At 54.3% G+C, this 21,091-nt stretch carries 16 protein-coding genes; 12 read left to right on the top strand and 4 right to left on the bottom strand.

Annotated features, from left to right (window positions below; all coding sequences use genetic code 11):
* Positions 1–6: 6 nt before the first annotated feature.
* The 8 genes from KZ483_RS26820 (at position 7) to map (ending at position 9,566) form a co-directional block, all read left to right on the top strand.
* Positions 7–2,364, top strand: coding sequence for a 3-hydroxyacyl-CoA dehydrogenase/enoyl-CoA hydratase family protein (locus KZ483_RS26820; RefSeq protein WP_220353714.1), 2,358 nt, complete (start codon positions 7–9; stop codon positions 2,362–2,364).
* A 40-nt stretch (positions 2,365–2,404) separates the two neighbouring features.
* Entirely contained in the window at positions 2,405–3,604 is a 1,200-nt protein-coding gene (locus KZ483_RS26815; protein WP_258881449.1) for an acetyl-CoA C-acyltransferase, read from the top strand.
* Positions 3,605–3,723: 119 nt separating this feature from the next.
* Positions 3,724–5,673 (top strand): acyl-CoA dehydrogenase family protein, encoded by a 1,950-nt coding sequence (locus tag KZ483_RS28815; RefSeq protein WP_258881448.1) that lies wholly within the window; start codon positions 3,724–3,726, stop codon positions 5,671–5,673.
* 191 nt (positions 5,674–5,864) lie between these two features.
* Positions 5,865–7,598 (top strand): long-chain-fatty-acid--CoA ligase, encoded by a 1,734-nt coding sequence (locus tag KZ483_RS26805; protein WP_220350540.1) that lies wholly within the window; start codon positions 5,865–5,867, stop codon positions 7,596–7,598.
* Complete coding sequence (locus KZ483_RS26800) at positions 7,595–8,026, top strand: PaaI family thioesterase (RefSeq protein WP_220350539.1); 432 nt, start codon at positions 7,595–7,597, stop codon at positions 8,024–8,026. The genes KZ483_RS26805 and KZ483_RS26800 overlap by 4 nt, the downstream gene beginning before the upstream one ends.
* A gap of 108 nt (positions 8,027–8,134) precedes the next feature.
* Positions 8,135–8,341: a hypothetical protein gene (locus tag KZ483_RS26795; protein ID WP_220350538.1), complete on the top strand. Its 207-nt coding sequence runs from the start codon at positions 8,135–8,137 to the stop codon at positions 8,339–8,341.
* Positions 8,342–8,559: 218 nt separating this feature from the next.
* Positions 8,560–8,748 (top strand): hypothetical protein, encoded by a 189-nt coding sequence (locus KZ483_RS26790; protein ID WP_220350537.1) that lies wholly within the window; start codon positions 8,560–8,562, stop codon positions 8,746–8,748.
* Between the two features lie 71 nt (positions 8,749–8,819).
* Positions 8,820–9,566: a type I methionyl aminopeptidase gene (gene map / locus KZ483_RS26785; RefSeq protein ID WP_220350536.1), complete on the top strand. Its 747-nt coding sequence runs from the start codon at positions 8,820–8,822 to the stop codon at positions 9,564–9,566.
* 158 nt (positions 9,567–9,724) lie between these two features.
* Here map and KZ483_RS26780 read toward each other — a convergent pair whose 3' ends face one another.
* On the bottom strand, positions 9,725–10,231 hold the full coding sequence (locus tag KZ483_RS26780; protein ID WP_220350535.1) for a hypothetical protein: 507 nt from the start codon (positions 10,229–10,231) through the stop codon (positions 9,725–9,727).
* A gap of 487 nt (positions 10,232–10,718) precedes the next feature.
* Here KZ483_RS26780 and KZ483_RS26775 point away from each other — a divergent pair, with 487 nt between their 5' ends.
* Positions 10,719–13,409: a family 78 glycoside hydrolase catalytic domain gene (locus tag KZ483_RS26775; protein WP_258881447.1), complete on the top strand. Its 2,691-nt coding sequence runs from the start codon at positions 10,719–10,721 to the stop codon at positions 13,407–13,409.
* Between the two features lie 62 nt (positions 13,410–13,471).
* On the opposite strand, the gene KZ483_RS26770 is transcribed toward KZ483_RS26775, so the two are convergent.
* Positions 13,472–14,413, bottom strand: coding sequence for an AraC family transcriptional regulator (locus KZ483_RS26770; protein ID WP_220350534.1), 942 nt, complete (start codon positions 14,411–14,413; stop codon positions 13,472–13,474).
* 319 nt (positions 14,414–14,732) lie between these two features.
* Positions 14,733–15,416: an SGNH/GDSL hydrolase family protein gene (locus tag KZ483_RS26765; RefSeq protein ID WP_258881446.1), complete on the bottom strand. Its 684-nt coding sequence runs from the start codon at positions 15,414–15,416 to the stop codon at positions 14,733–14,735.
* Between the two features lie 193 nt (positions 15,417–15,609).
* Here KZ483_RS26765 and KZ483_RS26760 point away from each other — a divergent pair, with 193 nt between their 5' ends.
* A complete protein-coding gene (locus KZ483_RS26760; protein WP_258881445.1) occupies positions 15,610–17,940 on the top strand; it encodes a glycoside hydrolase family 95 protein in 2,331 nt (776 codons plus the stop codon).
* 77 nt (positions 17,941–18,017) lie between these two features.
* Here the strand turns inward: KZ483_RS26760 and KZ483_RS26755 are convergent, their stop codons facing one another.
* Positions 18,018–19,172: an acyltransferase gene (locus KZ483_RS26755; protein ID WP_220350532.1), complete on the bottom strand. Its 1,155-nt coding sequence runs from the start codon at positions 19,170–19,172 to the stop codon at positions 18,018–18,020.
* 55 nt (positions 19,173–19,227) lie between these two features.
* Here KZ483_RS26755 and KZ483_RS26750 point away from each other — a divergent pair, with 55 nt between their 5' ends.
* Both KZ483_RS26750 and KZ483_RS26745 read left to right on the top strand, forming a co-directional pair.
* Positions 19,228–19,947, top strand: coding sequence for an SOS response-associated peptidase (locus tag KZ483_RS26750; RefSeq protein WP_220350531.1), 720 nt, complete (start codon positions 19,228–19,230; stop codon positions 19,945–19,947).
* A 506-nt stretch (positions 19,948–20,453) separates the two neighbouring features.
* Positions 20,454–20,981, top strand: a complete 528-nt coding sequence (locus KZ483_RS26745; protein WP_220350530.1) for a DoxX family protein — start codon at positions 20,454–20,456, stop codon at positions 20,979–20,981.
* The last annotated feature ends 110 nt before the right edge of the window (positions 20,982–21,091 follow it).

Below are 21,091 nucleotides of genomic sequence, written 5' to 3'. Positions count from 1 at the left end.
GGTGTCATGGGAGCAGGAATCGCCGCACACCTCGCCAACGCGGGTATGAGCGTGCTTTTGCTTGATGTGCCGCCTGCGGAGCTCACCGCGGAAGAAGCGGCAAGGGGACTTAAGCTTACCGATCCGCCTGTCCGCAACCGGCTGGCGGCCGGCAGCTTAGCCAGATTGGAGGCGGCGCAGCCGCCGGCATTGTACGATTCTTCATTTATCGGCCGGATCAAGGCTGGCAATCTCGAAGACGATCTTCACAGGCTGGGCGAAGCAGAATGGATCGTGGAGGCCGTGGTCGAACGGCTCGATGTGAAACGCGAAGTGCTCGCCCGCATTGAATCGGTGAGGCGACCCGGAACGATTGTCACGACGAACACCTCCGGGCTTTCGGTGGCGGCGATGGCAGAAGGCCGGGGGGAGCCGTTTCGAAGTCATTTTGCCGCAACGCATTTTTTCAATCCGCCCAGACATATGAAGCTCGTTGAGCTCGTACCGTCTCCGGATACGGATCCGGTCGTACTCGCCCGGCTCACCGATATTTGTGAGCGGCAGCTTGGCAAAGGCGTCGTTCTGGCCAAAGATACGCCCAATTTCATAGCTAACCGGATCGGCACGTACGGAATGCTTGTTACCATTGAGGCGATGCGCCGGTTCGGTCTGACCGTCGATGAAGTCGACGCCCTCACGGGTCCGGCGATGGGGCGGCCGAAGACGGCGACATTTCGCATGCTCGATCTGGTCGGCCTCGATACGCTGCTGCATGTGGTGGACAATGTGCGGGAGAGAAGCGAAGACGAGGCGGAACGCCAAGCTTTCGCAAGGCCGCCGGAGCTCGAAGCGCTTGTAGCGCGAGGGTGGCTCGGGGAGAAGTCGAAGCAGGGGTTCTTCCGCAAAATCAAACGTGCGGACGGCGGAAGCGACATCGAGACGCTTGACCTTGGGGCAATGACCTATGCGCCCAAGCGCAGCGTCAATTCGCCGGTGATTGAAGCGGCTAAAGCGGCGAAAGGCGCGGCGGCCAAGGTGAAGGCGCTGCTGTATACGGACGCGAACGACAAATACGCGCAGTTTGCCTGGTCCACCCTCAAGGATGTGCTTCTCTATTCAGCCCGGCAGCTCGGGACGATCGCGGACACGGTCGAAGATATCGACCGGTCGCTGATGTGGGGCTTCAACTGGGAGCTCGGGCCATTCGAGCTGTGGGATGCGATCGGGCTGGAGCGTTCAGTTCAGCGGATGAAAGCCGAGGGCGACGCAGTTCCGGAATGGGTGGATGCATGGCTTGCGGCAGGAAACCGGTCGTTCTACAAGACGGAAGGCATCCGGAGGATGTATGTCTATCGCGGCGAGTATAAAGCGGCCTGCGAGCAGCCGGATATCATCTCATTGTCGGCGCTTAAGAGCGCTGGTAAGGTTGTGCTCGGCAATACCGGTGCGAGCCTGATCGACATTGGCGGTGAGGTCGCATGTCTGGCGTTCCATTCGCCGAACAATGCGATCGGCGGCGATATATTGGCTGCGATCCGGCAAAGTGCTAATGAAGTAAGCCGCAATTGGCGCGGGCTTGTCGTGGCGAACGAAGGACGGCATTTCTGTGTCGGAGCGAATTTGATGATGCTGCTGATGGAGGCGCAGAACGGCGATTTTGACGAGATCGACGATATTATACGCCAGTTTCAGGACAGCATGATGGAGCTGAAAAGAGTAGACCGTCCGGTTGTCGCCGCGCCGCACCGGATGACGCTCGGCGGCGGAGTGGAGGCCTGCCTGCCTGCAGACGCGATAGTTTTTGCGGCAGAGACGTATTACGGCCTCGTCGAAACCGGAGTCGGCTTAATCCCCGCGGGCGGGGGATGTAAAGAGGCGGCCGGACTGGCGGCGGCACGCTCAGGTGATGGCGATGTGATGCCGCATCTCATTGCGCTGTTCGAGACGATTGCGATGGCGAAGACATCTACAAGCGGCTTTGACGTGAAGCGCATCGGCCTCATGCGGCCGCAGGACCGCGCGGTAATCCGCGGCGAGACGCGGATCGCGGAAGCGAAGCGGGTTGTGCTCGAGCTGGGCCGCGCCGGATACACGCCGCCGCCCCCTGGAGCGCAAATACGTGTAGCGGGCCGCGAGGGGCGGGCCGTGCTGCAGCTCGCAGTCGAGGCGATGAGGCTTGGCGGCCATATCAGCGCGCACGATGTGCGCATTGGCCGCAAGCTCGCGCACGTTCTTGCCGGGGGCGATGCGCCGGCCGGCGCTGAAGTGAGTGAGCAGTATATGCTCGACCTGGAACGCGAAGCGTTCCTCAGCCTTTGCGGCGAGCCGCTGACGCAGGCCCGCATGCGGAATATGCTTGCAACCGGCAAGCCGCTGCGCAACTGACGCGGATTGCAGGGTCAACTGATGAGAGGGGAGTCGTTCCATGACGACAATGAGTGATGCCCGCGATGCGGTTATCGTATCGGCAGTACGAACGGCGGTAGGCAAAGCGAAGAAAGGCAGTCTGGCCGATACGCGCGCGGAGGACCTGGGCCGCGCCGTGCTTGGCGAGGCCGTCAGGCGTGTGCCGGGACTTGCGCACGGCGATATCGAGGATGTTATCATCGGCTGCGCGATGCCGGAAGGCGAGCAGGGGCTTAACTTCGCCCGCATTATGACGCTGTATGCGGGGTTTCCCGTTTCGACGCCGGCCGTGACCGTGAACCGCTTCTGCGCGTCCGGCCTGCAGGCTATCGCCTACGCAGCCGAACGCATCCGGCTCGGTGAGGCTGACGTCGTTCTGGCAGGTGGGGTGGAGAGCATGAGCCATGTGCCGATGACCGGCTTTAAGCTGTCGCCTCATCCCCGGATTGCCGACTCCTCGCCGGAGATCTATATGGGTATGGGCCACACCGCGGAAGAAGTGGCCCGGCGGTTTGGCGTCAGCCGGGAGGCGCAGGATGCTTTCGCCGCCGACAGCCACCGCAAGGCCGCGGCTGCAGTAGCAGCCGGGCGGTTTGAGGGCGAGATCGTCCCGATGCAGGTGAGCCGGGAAGGCGTGGACGACAACGGCAGGCCGTGGGCCCGCGCGTTCGTGTTCGACAAGGATGAAGGCGTGCGTCCCGACACAACGACCGACGTATTAGCCAAGCTTAAGCCTTCATTTGCAAGGGAAGGCACGGTCACGGCCGGCAATGCCTCACAGATGAGCGACGGCGCGGCGGCGGTTGTCGTCATGAGTCGAGCCCGCGCCGAGGAGCTCGGGGTGAAGCCGCTTGCCACATTTCGTGCTTACAGCGTTGCGGGCGTAGCGCCGGAGGTGATGGGAATCGGCCCGATCGAGGCGATCCCCAAAGCATTGGCCCGCGCCGGAATCAAGCTCGAACAGGTTGATCTGTTCGAGCTGAACGAGGCGTTCGCCGCCCAGTGCCTGCCGATCATCGAGCGGCTGCAAATCAATCCCGCCGCCGTCAATGTGAACGGCGGGGCTATCGCGCTCGGCCATCCGCTCGGCTGCACGGGCGCGAAGCTTACCGTCTCGCTCCTTCATGAGCTTCGGCGGCGCGGCGGCGGCACCGGCGTCGTCTCCATGTGCGTCGGCGGCGGAATGGGCGCTGCAGGCGTTTTTGAAGTAACGCTTTAACTCAACACTTGTGAGCACGAAATAGTGCCACCGGTGCGACTAAATCGGCCTAAATCATTCAACCCGCATCCAACTCCCGAAATGGTTTTACGGCAGCAGAAGTGAAAGGAGTGAAAGGTATGGCGCAAACGATTCGCTGGGGCGGACGTTTTGTCGTTGATGACATGCCGCCGGAGGCGATGGCTACTCCGGAGGATTTTACCGAGGAGCAGCGAATGATCGCCGATGCGGCGCGAGCTTTCATCGCCGGCGAGATTCACCCCCGCGACGCCGAAATCGAAGCGCTCAACTATACATTGACTGTCGATCTTATGCGCAAAGCGGGTGAGCTTGGCCTGCTCGGCGCCGATGTGCCGGAGGCATATGGGGGCCTGGGACTGGACAAAGTGAGCTCGACGCTGCTGGCGGAAACACTCTCCGAAGCGTCTTCGTTTGCGCTGTCGGTCGGTGCACACGTGGGTATCGGCACACTGCCGATTGTTTTTTTCGGCACGCCTGAGCAGAAGCGGCGATATTTGCCGGACCTCGCATCAGCGGCACGCATCGCCGCCTACTGTCTCACCGAGCCCGCATCCGGCTCGGACGCGCTTGGCGCCCGGACCACGGCGAGATTATCGCCGGACGGCACTCATTATGTGCTAAGCGGCTCGAAGCTCTACATTACGAATGCAGGTTTTGCGGACCTGTTTATCGTATATGCCAAGGTCGACGGCGACCATTTTACCACCTTTATTGTCGAACGGGGTTTTCCCGGCTTCAGCGTCGGACCCGAGGAGCACAAAATGGGCATTAAGGGCTCTTCCACCTGCCCGATTTACTTTGACGATACCCCAGTTCCGGTCGAAAATGTGCTAGGCGAAGTCGGAAAAGGTCACCTCATCGCATTCAATATTCTGAACATCGGAAGGTTTAAGCTTGCGGCCGGCTGTGTCGGCGGTGCAAAAGAAACCATTTCACTGGCGGCCAAATACGCGAACATGCGAAAACAATTCGGCCGTGCCATCTCATCTTTCCCGTTGATCGGGGCGAAGCTCGCGGATATGAACATCATGACCTACGTAATGGAGAGCATGGTGTACCGCACGGCCGGGTGGATCGACGAGATGCTGCAGGCTGCGGAAGAAGCCGCCCGCCACGATTCGCCCGCGTCATCCGACGCGGCAGCTGCCGGAGTCACATCCGCATCATCCGGGGAAGCCGCTGCCGGAAAATCGCAGTCACCATCTGCCACCGGAGTGTCCTCCGCACCATCCGGCGCGGCAGCTGCGCCGCAGCCGGCGGGCCAAGACAACGGGTCAGGCGCAAGAGCGGCCAAAGCGATCAGTGAATATGCGCTGGAATGCTCGATCAACAAAGTGTTTGCGACCGAAGCGCTCGACTTCGTTGCCGACGAAGGCGTGCAAATCCACGGCGGGTACGGCTACATCCGCGAATACAAAATCGAGCGGGTTTATCGGGACTCGCGCATTAACCGGATTTTTGAAGGCACGAACGAAATCAACCGGATGCTGATCCCCGGCACGCTCATGAAAAAAGCGCTCAAAGGAGAACTTCCGCTGCTCCGAAAAGCGCGCGCCCTGCAGGCTGAGCTGCTGCAGCCCATGCCGCTTCCGCCGTTCGACGAACCGCTCGCCAAAGAAACATACCGCATTCAGCAGGCGAAGAAAACATTTCTTGCCGTAGGCGGGCTTGCCGTTCAGAAGTTCGGTCTTGCGCTCGAACAGCAGCAGGAGGTGCTCTGCATGCTGGCCGATATGATGATCCAGATTTTCGCAATGGAAAGCGCCAATCTTCGCAGCCGCAAAATGCTGAAGCGGGAAGCGTCAAGCGCTTCGATATCCGCAAAAACGCAAAATGCGATAGACATGACCGTTGTATTCGTTCAGGAAGCGATGGAGAAGATCGAGCGCTTAGCGAAGACCGCCCTCGCCGCTTTGGAAGAAGGCGATGCTCTGCAAACGCAGCTTTCGGTGCTGAAGAAGCTGATGAGATCCCCGCTCGCCGATACGGTCGCACTCAAACGAAATATAGCCGCTCGCGTCATCCGTAGCGAGCAATATACCTTGTAGCCAGCTGAAGCCCGGTCACAGCTGCTGACAACCGAGCCGCTAAGTACTACCGTCTAACGGTCACAGCTGCTGACAACCGAGCCGCTAAGTACTCGCGTCTAACGGTTGCAGCTGCTGACAACCGAGCCGCTCCAGTGCTAGCGTCTAACGGTTGCAGTGTTTCAATACGCAAAACTTTAGGGGTGAAAGAAATGGAACAAGTGCAAGGAGGTCCGTGGCACCGCCACTATCCACCGGAGGTTCCGCACTCAATCGAGGTTCCAAACCTTAACGCAGCCGATATATTGCTCCAAACCGCAGCTGCATACCCGAACCATGAGGCGCTCTACTTTTTCGGCAAAAAAACAACCTACCGCGAGCTGCTCGCGGACGTTCAACGTATGGCCGGCTGTCTTCAGTCGCTTGGTGTCGGCAAAGGCGACCGCGTTGCGATCATGCTTCCGAACTGCCCGCAAGCTGTTGTTGCCTACTTCGGGACGCTTCTTATCGGCGCGGTAGTTGTCATGACAAACCCGCTTTATGTAGAGCGCGAGCTTGAGCATCAGCTCGGCGACAGCGGTGCAAGCGTTATTGTCACGCTTGACCTTCTATACCCCCGCCTTGCCAGAGTGCGGGGCGAGTCGCCGGCGGAAGGTCCGCTGCCCCAGCTTCGACACGTGCTCGTAACTTCGGTGAAGGATGAGCTTCCTTTTCCGAAAAACCTGCTCTACCCCATTAAACAGCGCCGCTCCGGCCACAATCCGGTGGTTCCATACGGCCGATACGGAGTGGTCTCTTTCCGCTCGTTCCTCTCGAAGGCTCCCGCGATGCCTGCCGAAGTAAGTATCGATCCCGCTGTCGACATCGCGCTGCTGCAGTATACCGGCGGCACAACAGGGCTTCCGAAAGGCGTAATACTCACTCACCGGAACCTTATCGCCAATGCGTTTCAGACCGCCGCATGGTGTTATCGGATGAAAGACGGAAGCGAGAGGTTTCTAGCCGCGCTGCCGCTGTTTCACGTATTCGGCTTGACCGTTCTGATGAACCAGGCTGTACTGCGGGCAGGCACAATCATTTTACTCCCGCGGTTTGATGTCGGGGCGGTCCTTCAGGCCATACGCAAACAGAAGCCGACTGTCTTTCCTGGAGCACCGACGATGTATGTAGCGCTCATGCATCATAAAGACGTGAATAAATTCGATTTATCGTCAGTTGAAATATGCGTCAGCGGCTCAGCTCCCCTTCCGCTTGAGGTGCAGGAGAGGTTCGAGGCGCTCACAGGAGGCCGGCTTATCGAGGGCTATGGCCTGACTGAAGCGGCGCCTGTCACGCATGCAAATCCGATCTGGGGTACCCGCAAGATCGGGACCATCGGGCTTCCGCTGCCGGGAACGGATGTGCGGATCATCGATGTTGAAACCGGAGAGGAGCTGCCTTTTGGCCGAATCGGGCAGCTTCTGATACGCGGTCCGCAGGTAATGTCGGGCTACTGGGGGCAGCCTGAGGAAACGGCGGCGGTGCTTAAGGACGGCTGGCTCTATACAGGAGATTTGGCGGTGATGGACAAAGACGGTTTCTTCGCGATTGTCGACCGGATGAAGGACGTCATTATTGCAGGAGGGTTCAATATTTATCCGCGCGAGGTGGAGGAGGTGCTTTATGAGCATCCAGCCGTACGCGACGCTGCGGTTATCGGCGTGAAGGATCCTTATCGGGGTGAAACGGTGAAGGCATTTATTGTGCTTAAAAATGGCTGGAGCGTTTCGCACATGCAGCTTGACAGGTGGTGCCGGGATCGTTTGGCTGCCTACAAGGTACCGCATCAATACGATTTTCGCGACGATTTGCCGATGTCCATGATCGGCAAGGTGCTTCGCCGCAAACTGCAGGAGGAGGAATTGTCTGCGGCAGAATCCGATCATCCAAAGGAGGATAAGCCATGACCGAGCAATGGTTTATAAAGCAGGCTGACCAATCGGGCTCCATAACGAGGCTGGCGGAGGCGGCAAAGTCGACGTTCTGGGGCTATATCGGATGTGAGGTTGTTAAAGCCGAGGAAAATAAATCCACGATTTGCCTTGAGGTGCAGCCGCATCATTTGAACCTGTTTCAGCTCGTTCATGGAGGCGTTCTTGCCACGATGCTCGACAATGCGATGGCGCTTGTCGTCATGCAGGCATTTCCCGCCGAGAAAACGGTGACCGCTCAAATGAATGTTCATTATTTGAAGAGTGCGGGCCTCGGCGTCCTTACCTGCGAAGCGGAGCTCATCCACCGTTCGCAGCGCACGTTCACGCTTGAAGGACGTTTATATGGGGATGACGGGGAACTGCTTGTATGGGGGAGCGGGTCGTATCGTCGTTTATCGTAAATGTTACAATTTTGTTGCGGAGGGTACCTGAGATTGAAAGCGTTCTCTAATTGCCCTATACTTAACCTATATATGGAAATCTTTTTCCGGGTAAAGGGAGGACGCAAATTGGTCAGTCCATGGATAACGGTCAGCGTGATCGTATTTGGCATTATCGTTGCCGTCGTCGGCGTCGCTGCCTACTTACGCTTGTACAAAAAAAGCGGTTGGTCGCCCGTGCGCCCGCAGGAGCACATCGATGATCCCCCCATTAATGTCCTGCCGTCATCCGATCAGACCGCGGCGATAGATTCGACTGAAGACGACATTAAATGATTTTAATGGAATTGAAGCCGGTGTTCGCTTTTATATCGAGTTCAGAAATGTTATAATTGACTGACAAATGAAACAATTCAGATATCACCCATGAGTTCGCCTTGCATCAGCCGGATCGTTCGATACAGATAAAGTACCAGCCGCGGGTAAGCTTAAAGCCGTGCGCGTTCTCGTACATGAATTGTAAGGACCACAACCGATGATAGGGAGGGGATTTCATGGCTAAACGCAGCCACAATGAAGTCAAGGAAAGCCTCAAGGAGTTAACGAGAATTTTTCAGCCTAAGGACCCGCGCAAGTTTGTCAAACAATATATCCGCAAGTACCGGATTATGGGCGGATACGAGGACGAGCTGACGATGTTGGTTGAGAATGAGATGGGAAGACTTCGTTCCTCGGTTAGCTGAATATGTAATATCTGCCTTGCCCGTACGAATAGGGACAAGGCTTTTTTGTTTTCTAAAGGAGGGTTCAGCCTATGATGGAGTTTAAAACTCAGGAGCAAATCCGTCTCATTCGTAAGGCCGGGCGCATTGTAGCTGCGTGTCATCAAGAGATCGCTAAACGTATCAGACCTGGGGTGACAACAGCGGAGATTGACCGCTTCGTCGACTGGTACATGATGAATCATGGAGCGAAGCCGGCACAGAAGGGGTATAAAGGCTATCCATATGCAACCTGCGCATCGGCCAACGATGTCGTATGTCACGGGTTCCCGTCGGATACCCCGCTGAGAAACGGAGACGTTGTAACGATCGATATGGTTGCCGAAAAGGATGGCTGGATGGCCGACTCGGCATGGACCTATGCGGTCGGCACGATATCCCCGGACGTGGCGAGGCTCTTGAAGGCTACGCAGTTCGCGCTCTTCCAGGGGATCGCGCAGGCAAGAGCCGATAAACGGCTCGGCGATATCGGCCATGCGGTGGAGACTGTCGCGGATGAGGGGGATTTCGCTGTCGTCGAGGCCTTCGTCGGACATGGCATCGGCCGCCGCATGCACGAAGCGCCGCAGGTGCTGCACCGGGGGAAAGCCGGAAGCGGCAGGCGTTTGCGGGAAGGAATGGTGATCACGGTAGAGCCGATTTTCACATTGGGCAGGCCTGACATTATATTGGATGACGACGGCTGGACTGCCCGCACGCTCGACGGCGCGTGGTCCGCCCAATACGAGCATACGGTCGCGATAACGAACGGAGAGCCGATTATTCTGACACAAATATAACCTGTCGGTCGAAAAACGAAGAAGCCGCTCGGCTAGGAAGACCGAAGCGGCTTTTTCTTGGTGCGGCACAGAACCGAACGCCGATAACCGTCGGCGTTAACGGATCGTGTGTGGCATAGAACCGAACGCCCGATAATCGGCGTTAACGGTTCGTGCGGTTATTCATTCTGTTTTTTTCCTTTAAACATGACAATTAAACCTAACACAACAAGAGCGATGGCAACGGTGGTTTGCCCCATGAATTGAAAGCTGAATATTGTGCTCAGGGTGAATATCGTAAAAAAGGCGAGAGAGATTGTTCCGAGTATAAAGATCGGTACGAGAAGCCATCTGTTTCTGCGGCCGAACCAGTAAAATTCGAATAGCCCAAACGCTACGGCCAGTAGGAATCCGGGCCATAAATGCGACCACATATCGAACAGCATCGATATCTGGCAAACTACACCTCCCAGAAGCAAAATACCTCCGGGAATTAACAAACCGACGCCGCGTCGTTCCGTCGCATAAAAGTACATCCAGTGAAACAGAAGACCAAGCGGAATAACGAACATGCTCGGCCAGAAATAACCGATTAATTTCCCCGGTTCCATTACAGTCGTTCGGCTTGTAAATAGGAAAAGGCCGGCTAATACAAGCAAGACACCAAGCGGTGCTCTCTTACTCATTCTGTTCCCTCCGTCATTATGGATTTCGCTTCACTAATCGTATCACAATGAAACCCGTTCACAATTATCCTTTAGAATGATTTGTACTCCGTCTTAAGACTGAACAGCTTGGGCGGGAGATGAATGTACCCCGAAGCCATACTGGACAATTATGCCGGTTTGAAGGAAAGAATAAGATGCCCTGTCTAATTTTCAAGGAATAGTTGAGATTTTGCAAAATATTTTCTAAATACATAAGTTTATCATAGGATTTGCATCAGTTAATCTAGTTTAATATAGATAAATACGAAATTGGAAAAAGTATAAATGAAAATTGAGAAGATCGATTTCCCTAAGCTAAAAGCGGCATTACGGAAGGATGGCATGAACCGGAGGAAGAGAAATAGTTATGTAAGCTACACGATGTCGGAATACACCCTGCTAAAGGTCGCGAGAACCCCTATAACAGGGGATGTTCGTTCGTTATGATGATCGCAGGAGGGATCAAATGATGAGTAATCAACCATTGACGGTTAACATGCTTCGTTTCAACTATAAAGAAAATCCGGTCGGCATCGATCCTGCGCTTGCCCGGATCAGCTGGCAGCTGACGGCTGCGCCCGGGGCCAGGAATGTGGTGCAATCGGCTTACCGCATCCAATTGACGGCGGAGGATGAGACATTCAGCGCCGCTTCTGCCGATACCGGGAAGGTGAACTCGAATAAATCCGTGCTTGTTGAGCTGCCCGGATTTGAAGTGTCTTCACGAACCCGTTACTTTTATCGGGTCAAGGCTTGGGACGGGGAAGGAATCGAAACGCCTTGGAGTGAAACCGCTTACTTCGAGACGGGTCTGCTGAATCCGGCCGAATGGCAAGCGGACTGGATAACGGACGGTCTCTCGGCGGGAGACGACGGGTGGGATGCTTCGCCGCTGTTCCGCAAATCGTTTCACCTGAGAGGCGGCATGAGACGGGCGCGAATATATGCCACCGCCCGCGGTGTGTATGAACTGCATGTAAACGGCAAACGCGTCGGAGACGAGGTGCTTGCTCCGGGTTGGACCGAATACAAAACCCGGCTTCAGGTGCAGACCTATGATGTAACGGATATGCTACTCGGAGGCGAACGGAACGCGATAGGGATAACCCTTGGCAATGGATGGTATGCCGGGCGGTTGACTTGGAACGACGGGTTTCGTCTGAACCCGGAACGGGCCGCACTGCTGCAGCTTTATGTTACCTACGAGGATGGAAGTGAGCAGGTCGTCCCGACGGATGCGTCATGGCTCACAAGCGACGGACCGATCCGGAAATCCGAGATTTATGACGGGGAGCTCTATGACGCGCGTTTGGAAAAGCACGGCTGGTCGCTGCCGTATTATGACGATGAAGGGTGGAATCCGGCAAAGACGGGAAGCTTTACGAAGGAAACGCTGATCGCTCAGGAGAATATGCCGACCCGCGTCGTCAAGGAGCTGAGGCCAATTGGAATCATTCAAACCCCAGCCGGCGAAACGGTTCTCGATATGGGACAAAATATGGTCGGCTGGATGAGATTTACCGTATCGGGCGAATCCGGCGCTAAAGTGTCGCTGACCCATGCCGAAGTGCTGGATGCCGAAGGCAATTTTTATACGGACAACCTGCGCAAAGCGAAGCAGCAAATCGAATACGTGCTGAAAGGCGAAGGCGCTGAGACGTACCAGCCGCATTTTACGTTTCAGGGATTCCGCTTCGTGAAGGTAGAAGGCTATCCGGGTGAAATTGAACTGGATAACTTCACAGGCTGCGTTGTCCATACCGATATGGAGCTTACCGGATCGTTCGCATGCTCCGATGAGCGGCTTAATCAGCTGCAGCACAATATTGAGTGGGGCCAGCGCGGCAACTTCCTTGATGTTCCGACAGATTGTCCGCAGCGCGATGAGCGCCTGGGCTGGACCGGCGACGCCCAGGTGTTTATCAGAACGGCGGCCTTCAATATGAATGTGGCACCTTTCTTTCAAAAATGGCTTCGGGATTTGAAGAGCGAGCAGAGGGAGGAGGGCGGCGTTCCGTATGTCATACCAAACACTTTGAAGCTTGACGAGCATTCGTCGGCAGCCTGGGGGGATGCCGCAGTTATATGTCCATGGGTCAGTTATGTGAGCTACGGGGATATTCGTTTCCTCACCGAGCAGTATGAAAGCATGAAGGCATGGGTTGAATATATTCGCAAGCAGGGCGATAACGAGCTGCTTTGGAATACCGGCTATCATTTCGGTGACTGGCTGGGACTTGACGCGCACGAGGGCAGCTATGTCGGCTCAACGCCGACCGATCTGATCGCGACCGCGTTCTATGCTTATTCGACAAGTCTTGTGGCAAAGGCTGCAGCCTTGATCGGCAACAACGAGGATGCGGTGAAATACGAAGAGCTGCATCGCAGAATCACTGCCGAGTTTCAGCAGGAATTTATTACGCCTAACGGGCGGCTTGCGGGAGCCACGCAAACGTCTTACGTGCTTGCGCTCATGTTCGATCTTGCGAAGGAGCGGGACCGGGCCCGGTTGGCGCGTGAATTAGCCAAAAACATTGAGGACCGCGGTATCCATCTGGCCACCGGCTTTGTGGGGACTCCGTACCTCTGTCTTGTTCTGTCGCGTTTTGGCTATCACGAGCTCGCCGGCAAATTGGTCCAGCAAGAGGATTATCCATCGTGGTTGTATGCCGTTAAGAAAGGTGCGACTACGATGTGGGAGCATTGGGACGGTATTAAGGAAGACGGCTCGTTCTGGAGCAGAGACATGAATTCCTTTAACCATTACGCTTATGGCTCGATCGGGGAATGGCTATACCGCATCGTCGGCGGTGTGGATACAAGCGAGGATCATCCCGGCTACAAGCACTCGATTATGGCGCCGAAGCCATGGCGGGGTATCAATTTTGCCGGGACGTCGCATCAATCGCAGTACGGTGAAGTGGCGCTTCAATGGAAGCGCGACGCACTTGCCGGAACTATGAACATTGAGCTGAGAATTCCGGCGAACACAACGGCGAGCGTGGAACTGCCGTACGCGAAGCTCGCTACCGTACGCGAGTGCGGAATACCGCTTGGCGTAATGTCCGGTATCAGAGCGACCGCCGAGCAATTGGACGGAGCGGTTCGGGTCGAGCTGGGCTCTGGACAGTATTCGTTCGAATATCCCATTAAATAAAGGGAGGGTGCCGGCCGTTAGGCAGATCGGAGAGGGCCATGTGAGTACGTCCGGTACCCGCTTCAGCCTTCCCGGTTCGCGGCAGCCCGGTATTGCCGCGGCGTAACGCCGGTTTTCTTCTTAAACAGCGCGTTGAAATATTTCAGGTCTTGGTAACCGACCGCCGCTGCGATCCGGCTTACTTTGTCCCTGGTCAGGCGGAGCAGGCGGCAGCTCTGATCAATGCGAGCATTCTGCACATATTCGATGAATGTCATCCCGGTATGCTTCTTGAAGTTTCTTTGAAATTGCCGGTCGCTCATCCCAAGCCGTGAGGCCATATCTGCGATCTGAAGCGACATGCCGATGTTCTCTTGAATGTAGTCAGCCAGCTCCTTCATCGAGGAAGTCGCCTCATCCTCCGTCCGTTCCGGAATAACGGCACGATATACCATTACGAGCAGCTCTAACGTACCGGAGTATAACGAGGCGGTAAATCCGGGTCTGCGTGAGGTGAATTCAAGGTGGAGCTTGCGGAACAGCTGCTGTCCCTCCTCGCTGCGGTCGCGAAAGTAAACCCACTGTCCCTGCGCGTTCATATCCGACAGCTGCCGGTAGATTTCCGCCTCGACGGGGATAGTTTCAAGCAGCTGGCCCAGCATCTCTATTCTGAAGGTACAGTTATAAAGGATCAAGGGGCGGCCTTTGCCGGTCGACTGTGGCCGAAACACATGGGAGACGCCGATCGGAATGAAGAACATATCGCCGCGGGCAACCTGCATTTGCTCTTTGCCGATATAGTGGACGCCGGCCCCTTCGGTCACCATGCAAATTTCGATGAAATCATGAGTGTGCATCAGAAGATCGAAAGACTCATGGACCCGGTTAACATAGATCGGCGTCTCGCTCTCCGGCACGAGCGAGGAGAAGGGCAGCAGCCGCTTGCCGGTCGAATACCGGCCTTCAGCATTGGAAAACTCCTCAAACAATTCAACGTCCGACAATGAATCATCTGTTTTTTTCAAGCTGCTCAGCCTCCTCTATCTCCTGACTTGACCGGTGATCGGGACGGACAGCCGGCTTCTATTATTTCGATATGGTAAACGGGCCCGATTATCCAATGTATCTTCTCCTTACATGAACGCTAAGCTTTGACTTTATTACAATATACCACATGATGCAGCGGAGCACCTTGGCAAGCATTCTCCTGTTTTTGCACGCTGCAAAGCCTCTGCTTAAGAAAAAAAGCTGCCCCTCTTGGCCTGTAGTTTAGCCTCCTCAGGTGGAGCCGCACGCAAGAGAACCCGAGCAAGGGGGTGCCCGAGTTCACTTGCACTTCCGGCCCTACCGCCGGACCAGATTCTCGGAAACGCACTCGATCCATTTGCGGGCTATGATTTCATGGCCTGCAGGGGTAGGATGAAATCCGTCCCAGAGCCAATACGAGCAGGGCGCATTCTCGGCGGCGGAATAGAACTCTTGCTGCAAAGGAACATAGATGCTGCCCGTTCTCCGGGCAATTAATTTGGCGGCTTCCTGGCGCAGCGAAATTTCTTTGTTCCATTGCGGCCAATTGTCCGCCACCTGCCCCACCGGCAAAATAAACGGCTCGCACAGGACGGTTACCACTTCAGGGTTGGCCTGCCGCAATTCTTCGATCAGCAGCTCATAAACACGCCTATACTTGGCAGCTGATACGCCGGTCCCGTTCATGAATTCCAATAGGACATCATTGACCCCGACCAGGATGCTGACGATATCCGGTTTGATATTGACCGCATCCTCCTGCCAGCGTACATAAAGGTCTACAATCCGGTTGCCGCTGATTCCCCGGTTCACAAAGTTCAAGCTCCGGTCCGGGTGGTCGGCGCCTAAGCGGCTCGCGATCAGGTATGCATACCCGTGCCCCATTACATGATTCAGGTCATTATCTCTGCTTCGGTTGCCGTCTGTAATAGAGTCGCCTTGAAACAATATGGTTGAATGATGGGGAAACATATGTACCTCCAATTGGTAATTATTATTCAATATACAGCCGAAAAAGGGTTATCGGTATCTCTAGCGTAACAGCAGCGAAAAAGAGAAGCAAATCAAAAAAATAAAAGGTTTGCAAAGCTCGCTCAGCCGGCCTCACATGGTATATAATGGGCTCAGAAAGTTTCGTATTTTAATAGATTAAGCGGAATGGATGTGACTGCGGCGGATGGCTTCGCAAGGGGATATGAGGTTGTGGTACAAGCAGCCGGCAGGCGAATGGAACGAAGCGCTTCCTATCGGCAACGGCAGGCTCGGAGCGATGGTATTCGGCCGGGCTCATGAAGAGTTGATTCAGCTGAATGAAGATACGCTGTGGTCTGGTTTTCCGAGGGACAAGATAAATTATTCGGCGCTGGAATACTTGGAAACAGCCAGAAAACAGCTCATCAGCAAAGAATATGCCAAAGCCCAGGAAACGGTGGAACGTCATATGCTGGGGCCGGACAGCGATGCTTACCAGCCGCTTGGCGATTTGCTGCTGCGCATGCATGGGTCAGATGAAGTTGAAGATTATGAACGCGAGCTGGACTTGGAGACGGCCGTTACCCGTGTTTCCTACCGCTGCAAGGGAGTACGTTATATAAGAGAAATGTTCATCTCCGCTGTGGATCAGGTGCTTGTGGTCCGTCTTGAAGCGGATAAGCCGGGAAGCATTAATGCTTCGGCAGCATTGGAAACGCCGCACTTGTCCGCTGTCGAAGGGGCAGGCCCGCAGCTTCTGGTCATGCGGGGAGTCGCTCCTTCCAATACGGAGCCGGAAGTCATTTATGATGAAACGAAGGGAATCCGGTTCGAGGCTGGACTACAGGCCCACATTGAGGATGGACGCTGCGATATCGCGGGAGGGCGCGAAATCATAGTGACCGCCGCGAATGCCGTGACATTACTCCTATCCGCCGCGACAAGCTTTAATGGCTTCGCCAAGGACCCGGCGGAGGGTGGCGTCGATCCCTCCATCGCAAACGGGAAGGTGCTCGCCGCAGCCGGACAGCTCGGTTATGGGCAGTTGAAGGAACGCCATGTTACCGATTACCGGGTGTTATATACGCGTATGCAGCTGGACCTCGGGAGCGACAAGTCGGCGGAGCTGCCCACCGACGAACGGCTGAAGCGTGTCCAGGAGGGAGACGATGATCCGCAGCTTGCCGCTTTGTTTGCGCAGTTCGGCCGTTATTTATTAATCAGCAGCTCGCGGCCCGGCACGCAGGCGGCGAATTTACAGGGGATATGGAATAAAGATGTACGTCCGCCATGGAGAAGCAATTATACGGTCAATATTAACACGCAGATGAATTATTGGCCGGCAGAGCTTTGCAATTTGAGCGAATGTCATGAGCCGTTAATGGATTTTATCGAAGAATTAAGCGTCAGCGGAGCGAGGACGGCGCAGCTTCAATTCGGCTGCCGCGGCTGGACGGCCAATCACAATGTGGATCTGTGGAGATCCTCCAATCCGGTGGGCGGTTCGGCAAGCTGGGCGTTCTGGACGGTCGGCGGAGCTTGGCTGACCAGGCATCTGTGGGAGCGCTATTTGTTCACCGGGGATGAACGGTTTCTTGCTGAACGCGCGTATCCGGTAATGAAGGAGGCGGCTTTATTTTGCCTGGACTGGCTTGTCGAGGGAGAAGACGGATATCTCGTCACGAACCCATCGACGTCGCCGGAAAATTTCTTCATCGCGCCGGACGGCTATAAATCCGCGGTAAGTCAAGGGTCAACGATGGACATGGCGATCATTCGGGAGTTATTTAAGCACTGCATCGAAGCGGGCGGACGTCTGGGCATCGACGGAGAGTTCCTGTCCGAGCTCGAGGAGGCTGCAGCCAAGCTTCCGCCTTACCGGATCGGGCGTCATGGTCAGCTGCAGGAATGGCTTGAAGACTTCGAGGAGGAAAGCGCCGGGCACCGCCATATCTCTCATTTGTACGGATTCTACCCCGGAGACGAAATTGATTTATACCGTACTCCCGAGCTTGCGGCAGCGGTCAGAGCATCTCTCGAACGAAGGCTGGCCAGCGGCGGCGGCCATACAGGCTGGAGCTGCGCGTGGATTATTAACGTGTGGGCCCGTTTGGGAGACGCGGAAGCGGCTCACCGATATGTCATGACCCTGCTTCGCAAATCGACATACCCGAATCTGTTCGATGCCCACCCGCCGTTCCAGATCGACGGTAACTTCGGAGGTACGGCCGGCATCGCGGAGATGCTTCTCCAGAGCCATAACGGAGAAATTCGGCTGCTGCCGGCGCTGCCGATCGCATGGCCGACGGGCAGTGTGAAAGGGCTTCGCGCCAGAGGCGGCATCGAGGTCGATATCAGCTGGAAGGATGGGCAGCTTGTCGAGGCTGTGCTCAAGGCCGAGCTGGATTCCTCTTGTGTTGTGAGGACGCCGGTCCCTGTCCGGGTAACGGGCCAAGGCGATTTAATCGAAGTAAGCAGAGAGTCCGTCGGTCCGCTTGCACTGACACGATTCGAAGCGGCACAAGGTAAGACTTACGTTATTAGACGAAATTAAAATAAAGCTCCGTTCGGTTACGGGTAACGTAACAGAACGGGGCTTTTTGCTGCTCCCTGACAGGGAGAAGGTTGTTGTTAATGATGAGTCTTGACGGAAGCCCTCCTGGTGGACGCTGTCCCGAAAATAACCCATGACCAGGCGAAATATTTTTGAATGAAGGCTGTTATAAGCCAGGAAATACCTAATGCCGTTAAGAACATTCCGGCATTATAAAGATGGTATGAATAAGGATCTTCACTTGCGGATAGGTTCCGGTAAAACATTAAAACAGCCGGGTGGATGAAGTACACGCCAAAAGAGCTTGCCCCAAGCTGTGTGAATAAATATACGACACGGGAAGGGAACACATTGTATATCCACTTTGAGAAACGAAAAATAATCAACGCCGAAAGCAGGGTAAAACAGAACCACGTCGCTTGAAAAACGACTGAATCCGCCCAAATTTTATAAACAATTCCTTTATAGTTGATATGCACGTAATAAAAACCTAAGGCCGCCCATAAGCTTGAAGGCAGAATCCATAACGCCGCGGATTTTTTGCCGGACTCTGAATCTGCAGAAAACCAGGTGCGCAACATATCGAAGCGGGAGGCGATAACCGCGCCAAGCATAAAAAACGCGAAGTATGAAAGGAAGAAGCTTCCTGTCCTATGGAAGGCGTCCGGCAGCCACTTCATATGAACGATTATTTCCCTGTTCAAGATATAATACGACCACTGCACGATTGCGCCGATCCACAGCATGTGCCAATTCAACCGCTTGTTTCTCAGCAGTAATAACAAGAACGGAAATATGAGATAAAATTGAATAATGACAACCATGAAATACAAATGCGAATGGGCGCTGCCGGTTAACAGCTGGTATGCAAACATTTTGAGTGCCGTAAATGCGCTGTAAGCACCGCTTTTATAATTCAGCATGAAGTAAAACAGTGAAAATAAAAAGTAAGGTACGACGATGTTGGTCATTCTTTTTCTGTAGTAAGTGAGAATGGTCCGTTTATCAAGCGGTTTATCCTGATAGGTGTAAACCAGTACAAAGCCGCTTATAAAAATAAACAGCGGGACCGCAAAAATCGAAAATTTATTCAGAAACATATAAACGCCGTTGAAGGATAACGCGAGTGCCGGCTGCAGAGAAGCACCGCTTGTAGAATGGATCAGCACCACGGCAATCATGGCTATGGCTCGCATTATATTTATTTCCGGAACATGCTTTTTTTCACTCATATAGACTCCCCCGTCTTGGTAACTTTAAACGGAGCGGAGATTCTTTAAACTTTACTTGGCATTAAAGTTACGTTTTCTGTACATGATTATGGCTGAAGTGGAAAACACTAGTCAAAACATGAAGAGGCGGGTGATTCGCATGTGCCAAGCCATATCCATTACGGCAGAGGCTTCGGAGCTTACTGACCGGTTTCAAATCGAGAAAGTCCTGTTCTATACATCGAACCGTCACGAAATCAATCCGACCGAGTCGGTCTCGGCGATCTTCGAGCATAAGGAAAGCCGGGTGCTTGACGAATGCAGGTGGGGACTGATGCCATACTGGGCTAAGGACTCGCTTCGGATGGACTGCCGGACCATGCTGTGGAAGCCGATATTTGACCGGGTTATGAAGAAGCAGCGCTGCATTATTCCATGCACGGGGTTTTACGTGAGCAGGACTGTCGGCAAGGAGACGGAAAGGGTAAAGGTTACGATGCGCAGCGGGACGTTTGGAATCGCCGGTCTTTATGATATATTCCGCTCGGCTTCGGGTGAGGAAATGCGGACCTGCACCCTTCTAATGACCAGAGCCAATTGGCTCGTCTCCCCTTATCAGGAACTGATGCCGGCCATACTCGAGCAGGAGGATATAGACAAATGGCTCAAGAGGGATGTAGTCGAGCTCTCTCCTCTGCATCCGATGCTGCGGACAATGGACGCGGAGCGGATGCTCTCTATTCCGCTCTCAGCGGCCGGCGGAGCGAAGGTGGAGTTTCGTCCCGAGGTCATTTGACGGGTTTGATATAATAGGCGGCATGAAGCCTCACTCCTTAGTTTCGTAAAGGAGGGGGCTTTTTTTCACGCTTAATGATGTGTAATGTTAACCACCATAATTGAGTCTCCGTTTTCTATCCGGACCGCATCTGCGATAAAATTCCCCCCTCGGGGGAAAGCATGAAAAGAGTTTACAAAGATTTGGCGAACCCCTTTTCAACCTTAGCGGACATGGATTTAATTGTTACTCACAAACGTGTCATGGGAGGGGAAGGCCACGGCCATTCTGCCGCGGATAAGACGCAAGTTGCGTAGTATTGATAAAATAATTTCAATTGGCTAACAATTGTTCGGTTTACAAAAACCTTTCTTCATCGTATATTAGAATCACTAAATGTTTCCTCGGTGCAAATATGTGTCTTTAGGTTTAAAATTGTTCCCTATGGAAACATGGAAAGTGATTCAACGCCACACGTTTCTTGGTGCAAACTAGGATGACGAAATACTTGACTGGAGGGATTTTTCATGATGAATTGGTTGAGAAACAGTAGGGTAGCGGCAGGACTTTTGACTGTGTTGCGGCTGTATGTGGGATGGAAATTCATCTCGGCCGGGTGGGGGAAATTAACCAACGACAAACCGTTTGATGCTTCCGGATTTATGAAGGGGGCGATTGCCAAAGCGGATGGAGAAAAGCCTGTCGTTCAACAATGGTACGGGGACTTCCTTCAAGGCTTTACCCTGCCGAATGTGGATGTTTTTAATTTCCTGGTCCCATGGGGGGAGTTTCTCGTCGGTCTTACCTTGATCACAGGTACTCTCACGATGTTCTCGGCATTCATGGGCATCTTCATGAACTTCAATTTTTTGTTTGCCGGGGCGATTAGCCTCAATCCGAACCTAATCCTCATCCAATTTTTCCTCTTGGCAGCCGGGATGAACGCGGGCCGCTTTGGCGGGGATTACTGGATCATTCCCTGGGTTCGGAAATACGCCCGAGCCCTTTATCGGAACGAGCAATCTTCCGCACCATCCCGAACCACTAATTCGTAAAAAGCTGGTGTTAGAAGAAAATAAAGTAGTAGACTGAAAATTATCAAGACCTAAACTTAAGAAAATCAAATAACATAAAGGGTTCTACATATTATGCATGACTAATATGT

The organism is Paenibacillus sp. sptzw28 (assembly GCF_019550795.1).
In the GTDB taxonomy this organism is placed as follows: Bacteria; Bacillota; Bacilli; order Paenibacillales; family Paenibacillaceae; genus Paenibacillus_Z.
Note: the sequence above shows the minus strand (reverse complement) of the source record. Positions and strands in the feature narration are given on the sequence as shown.

Excerpts from the sequence above, each read along its gene's own strand:
- KZ483_RS26820 (WP_220353714.1), top strand. The coding sequence starts at position 7 with ATGGGAGCAGGAATCGCCGCACACCTCGCCAACGCGGGTATGAGCGTG.
- KZ483_RS26815 (WP_258881449.1), top strand. The coding sequence starts at position 2,405 with ATGACGACAATGAGTGATGCCCGCGATGCGGTTATCGTATCGGCAGTA.
- KZ483_RS28815 (WP_258881448.1), top strand. The coding sequence starts at position 3,724 with ATGGCGCAAACGATTCGCTGGGGCGGACGTTTTGTCGTTGATGACATG.
- KZ483_RS26805 (WP_220350540.1), top strand. The coding sequence starts at position 5,865 with ATGGAACAAGTGCAAGGAGGTCCGTGGCACCGCCACTATCCACCGGAG.
- KZ483_RS26800 (WP_220350539.1), top strand. The coding sequence starts at position 7,595 with ATGACCGAGCAATGGTTTATAAAGCAGGCTGACCAATCGGGCTCCATA.
- KZ483_RS26790 (WP_220350537.1), top strand. The coding sequence starts at position 8,560 with ATGGCTAAACGCAGCCACAATGAAGTCAAGGAAAGCCTCAAGGAGTTA.
- map (WP_220350536.1), top strand. The coding sequence starts at position 8,820 with ATGATGGAGTTTAAAACTCAGGAGCAAATCCGTCTCATTCGTAAGGCC.
- KZ483_RS26780 (WP_220350535.1), bottom strand. The coding sequence starts at position 10,231 with ATGAGTAAGAGAGCACCGCTTGGTGTCTTGCTTGTATTAGCCGGCCTT.
- KZ483_RS26775 (WP_258881447.1), top strand. The coding sequence starts at position 10,719 with ATGATGAGTAATCAACCATTGACGGTTAACATGCTTCGTTTCAACTAT.
- KZ483_RS26760 (WP_258881445.1), top strand. The coding sequence starts at position 15,610 with ATGAGGTTGTGGTACAAGCAGCCGGCAGGCGAATGGAACGAAGCGCTT.
- KZ483_RS26755 (WP_220350532.1), bottom strand. The coding sequence starts at position 19,172 with ATGAGTGAAAAAAAGCATGTTCCGGAAATAAATATAATGCGAGCCATA.
- KZ483_RS26745 (WP_220350530.1), top strand. The coding sequence starts at position 20,454 with ATGATGAATTGGTTGAGAAACAGTAGGGTAGCGGCAGGACTTTTGACT.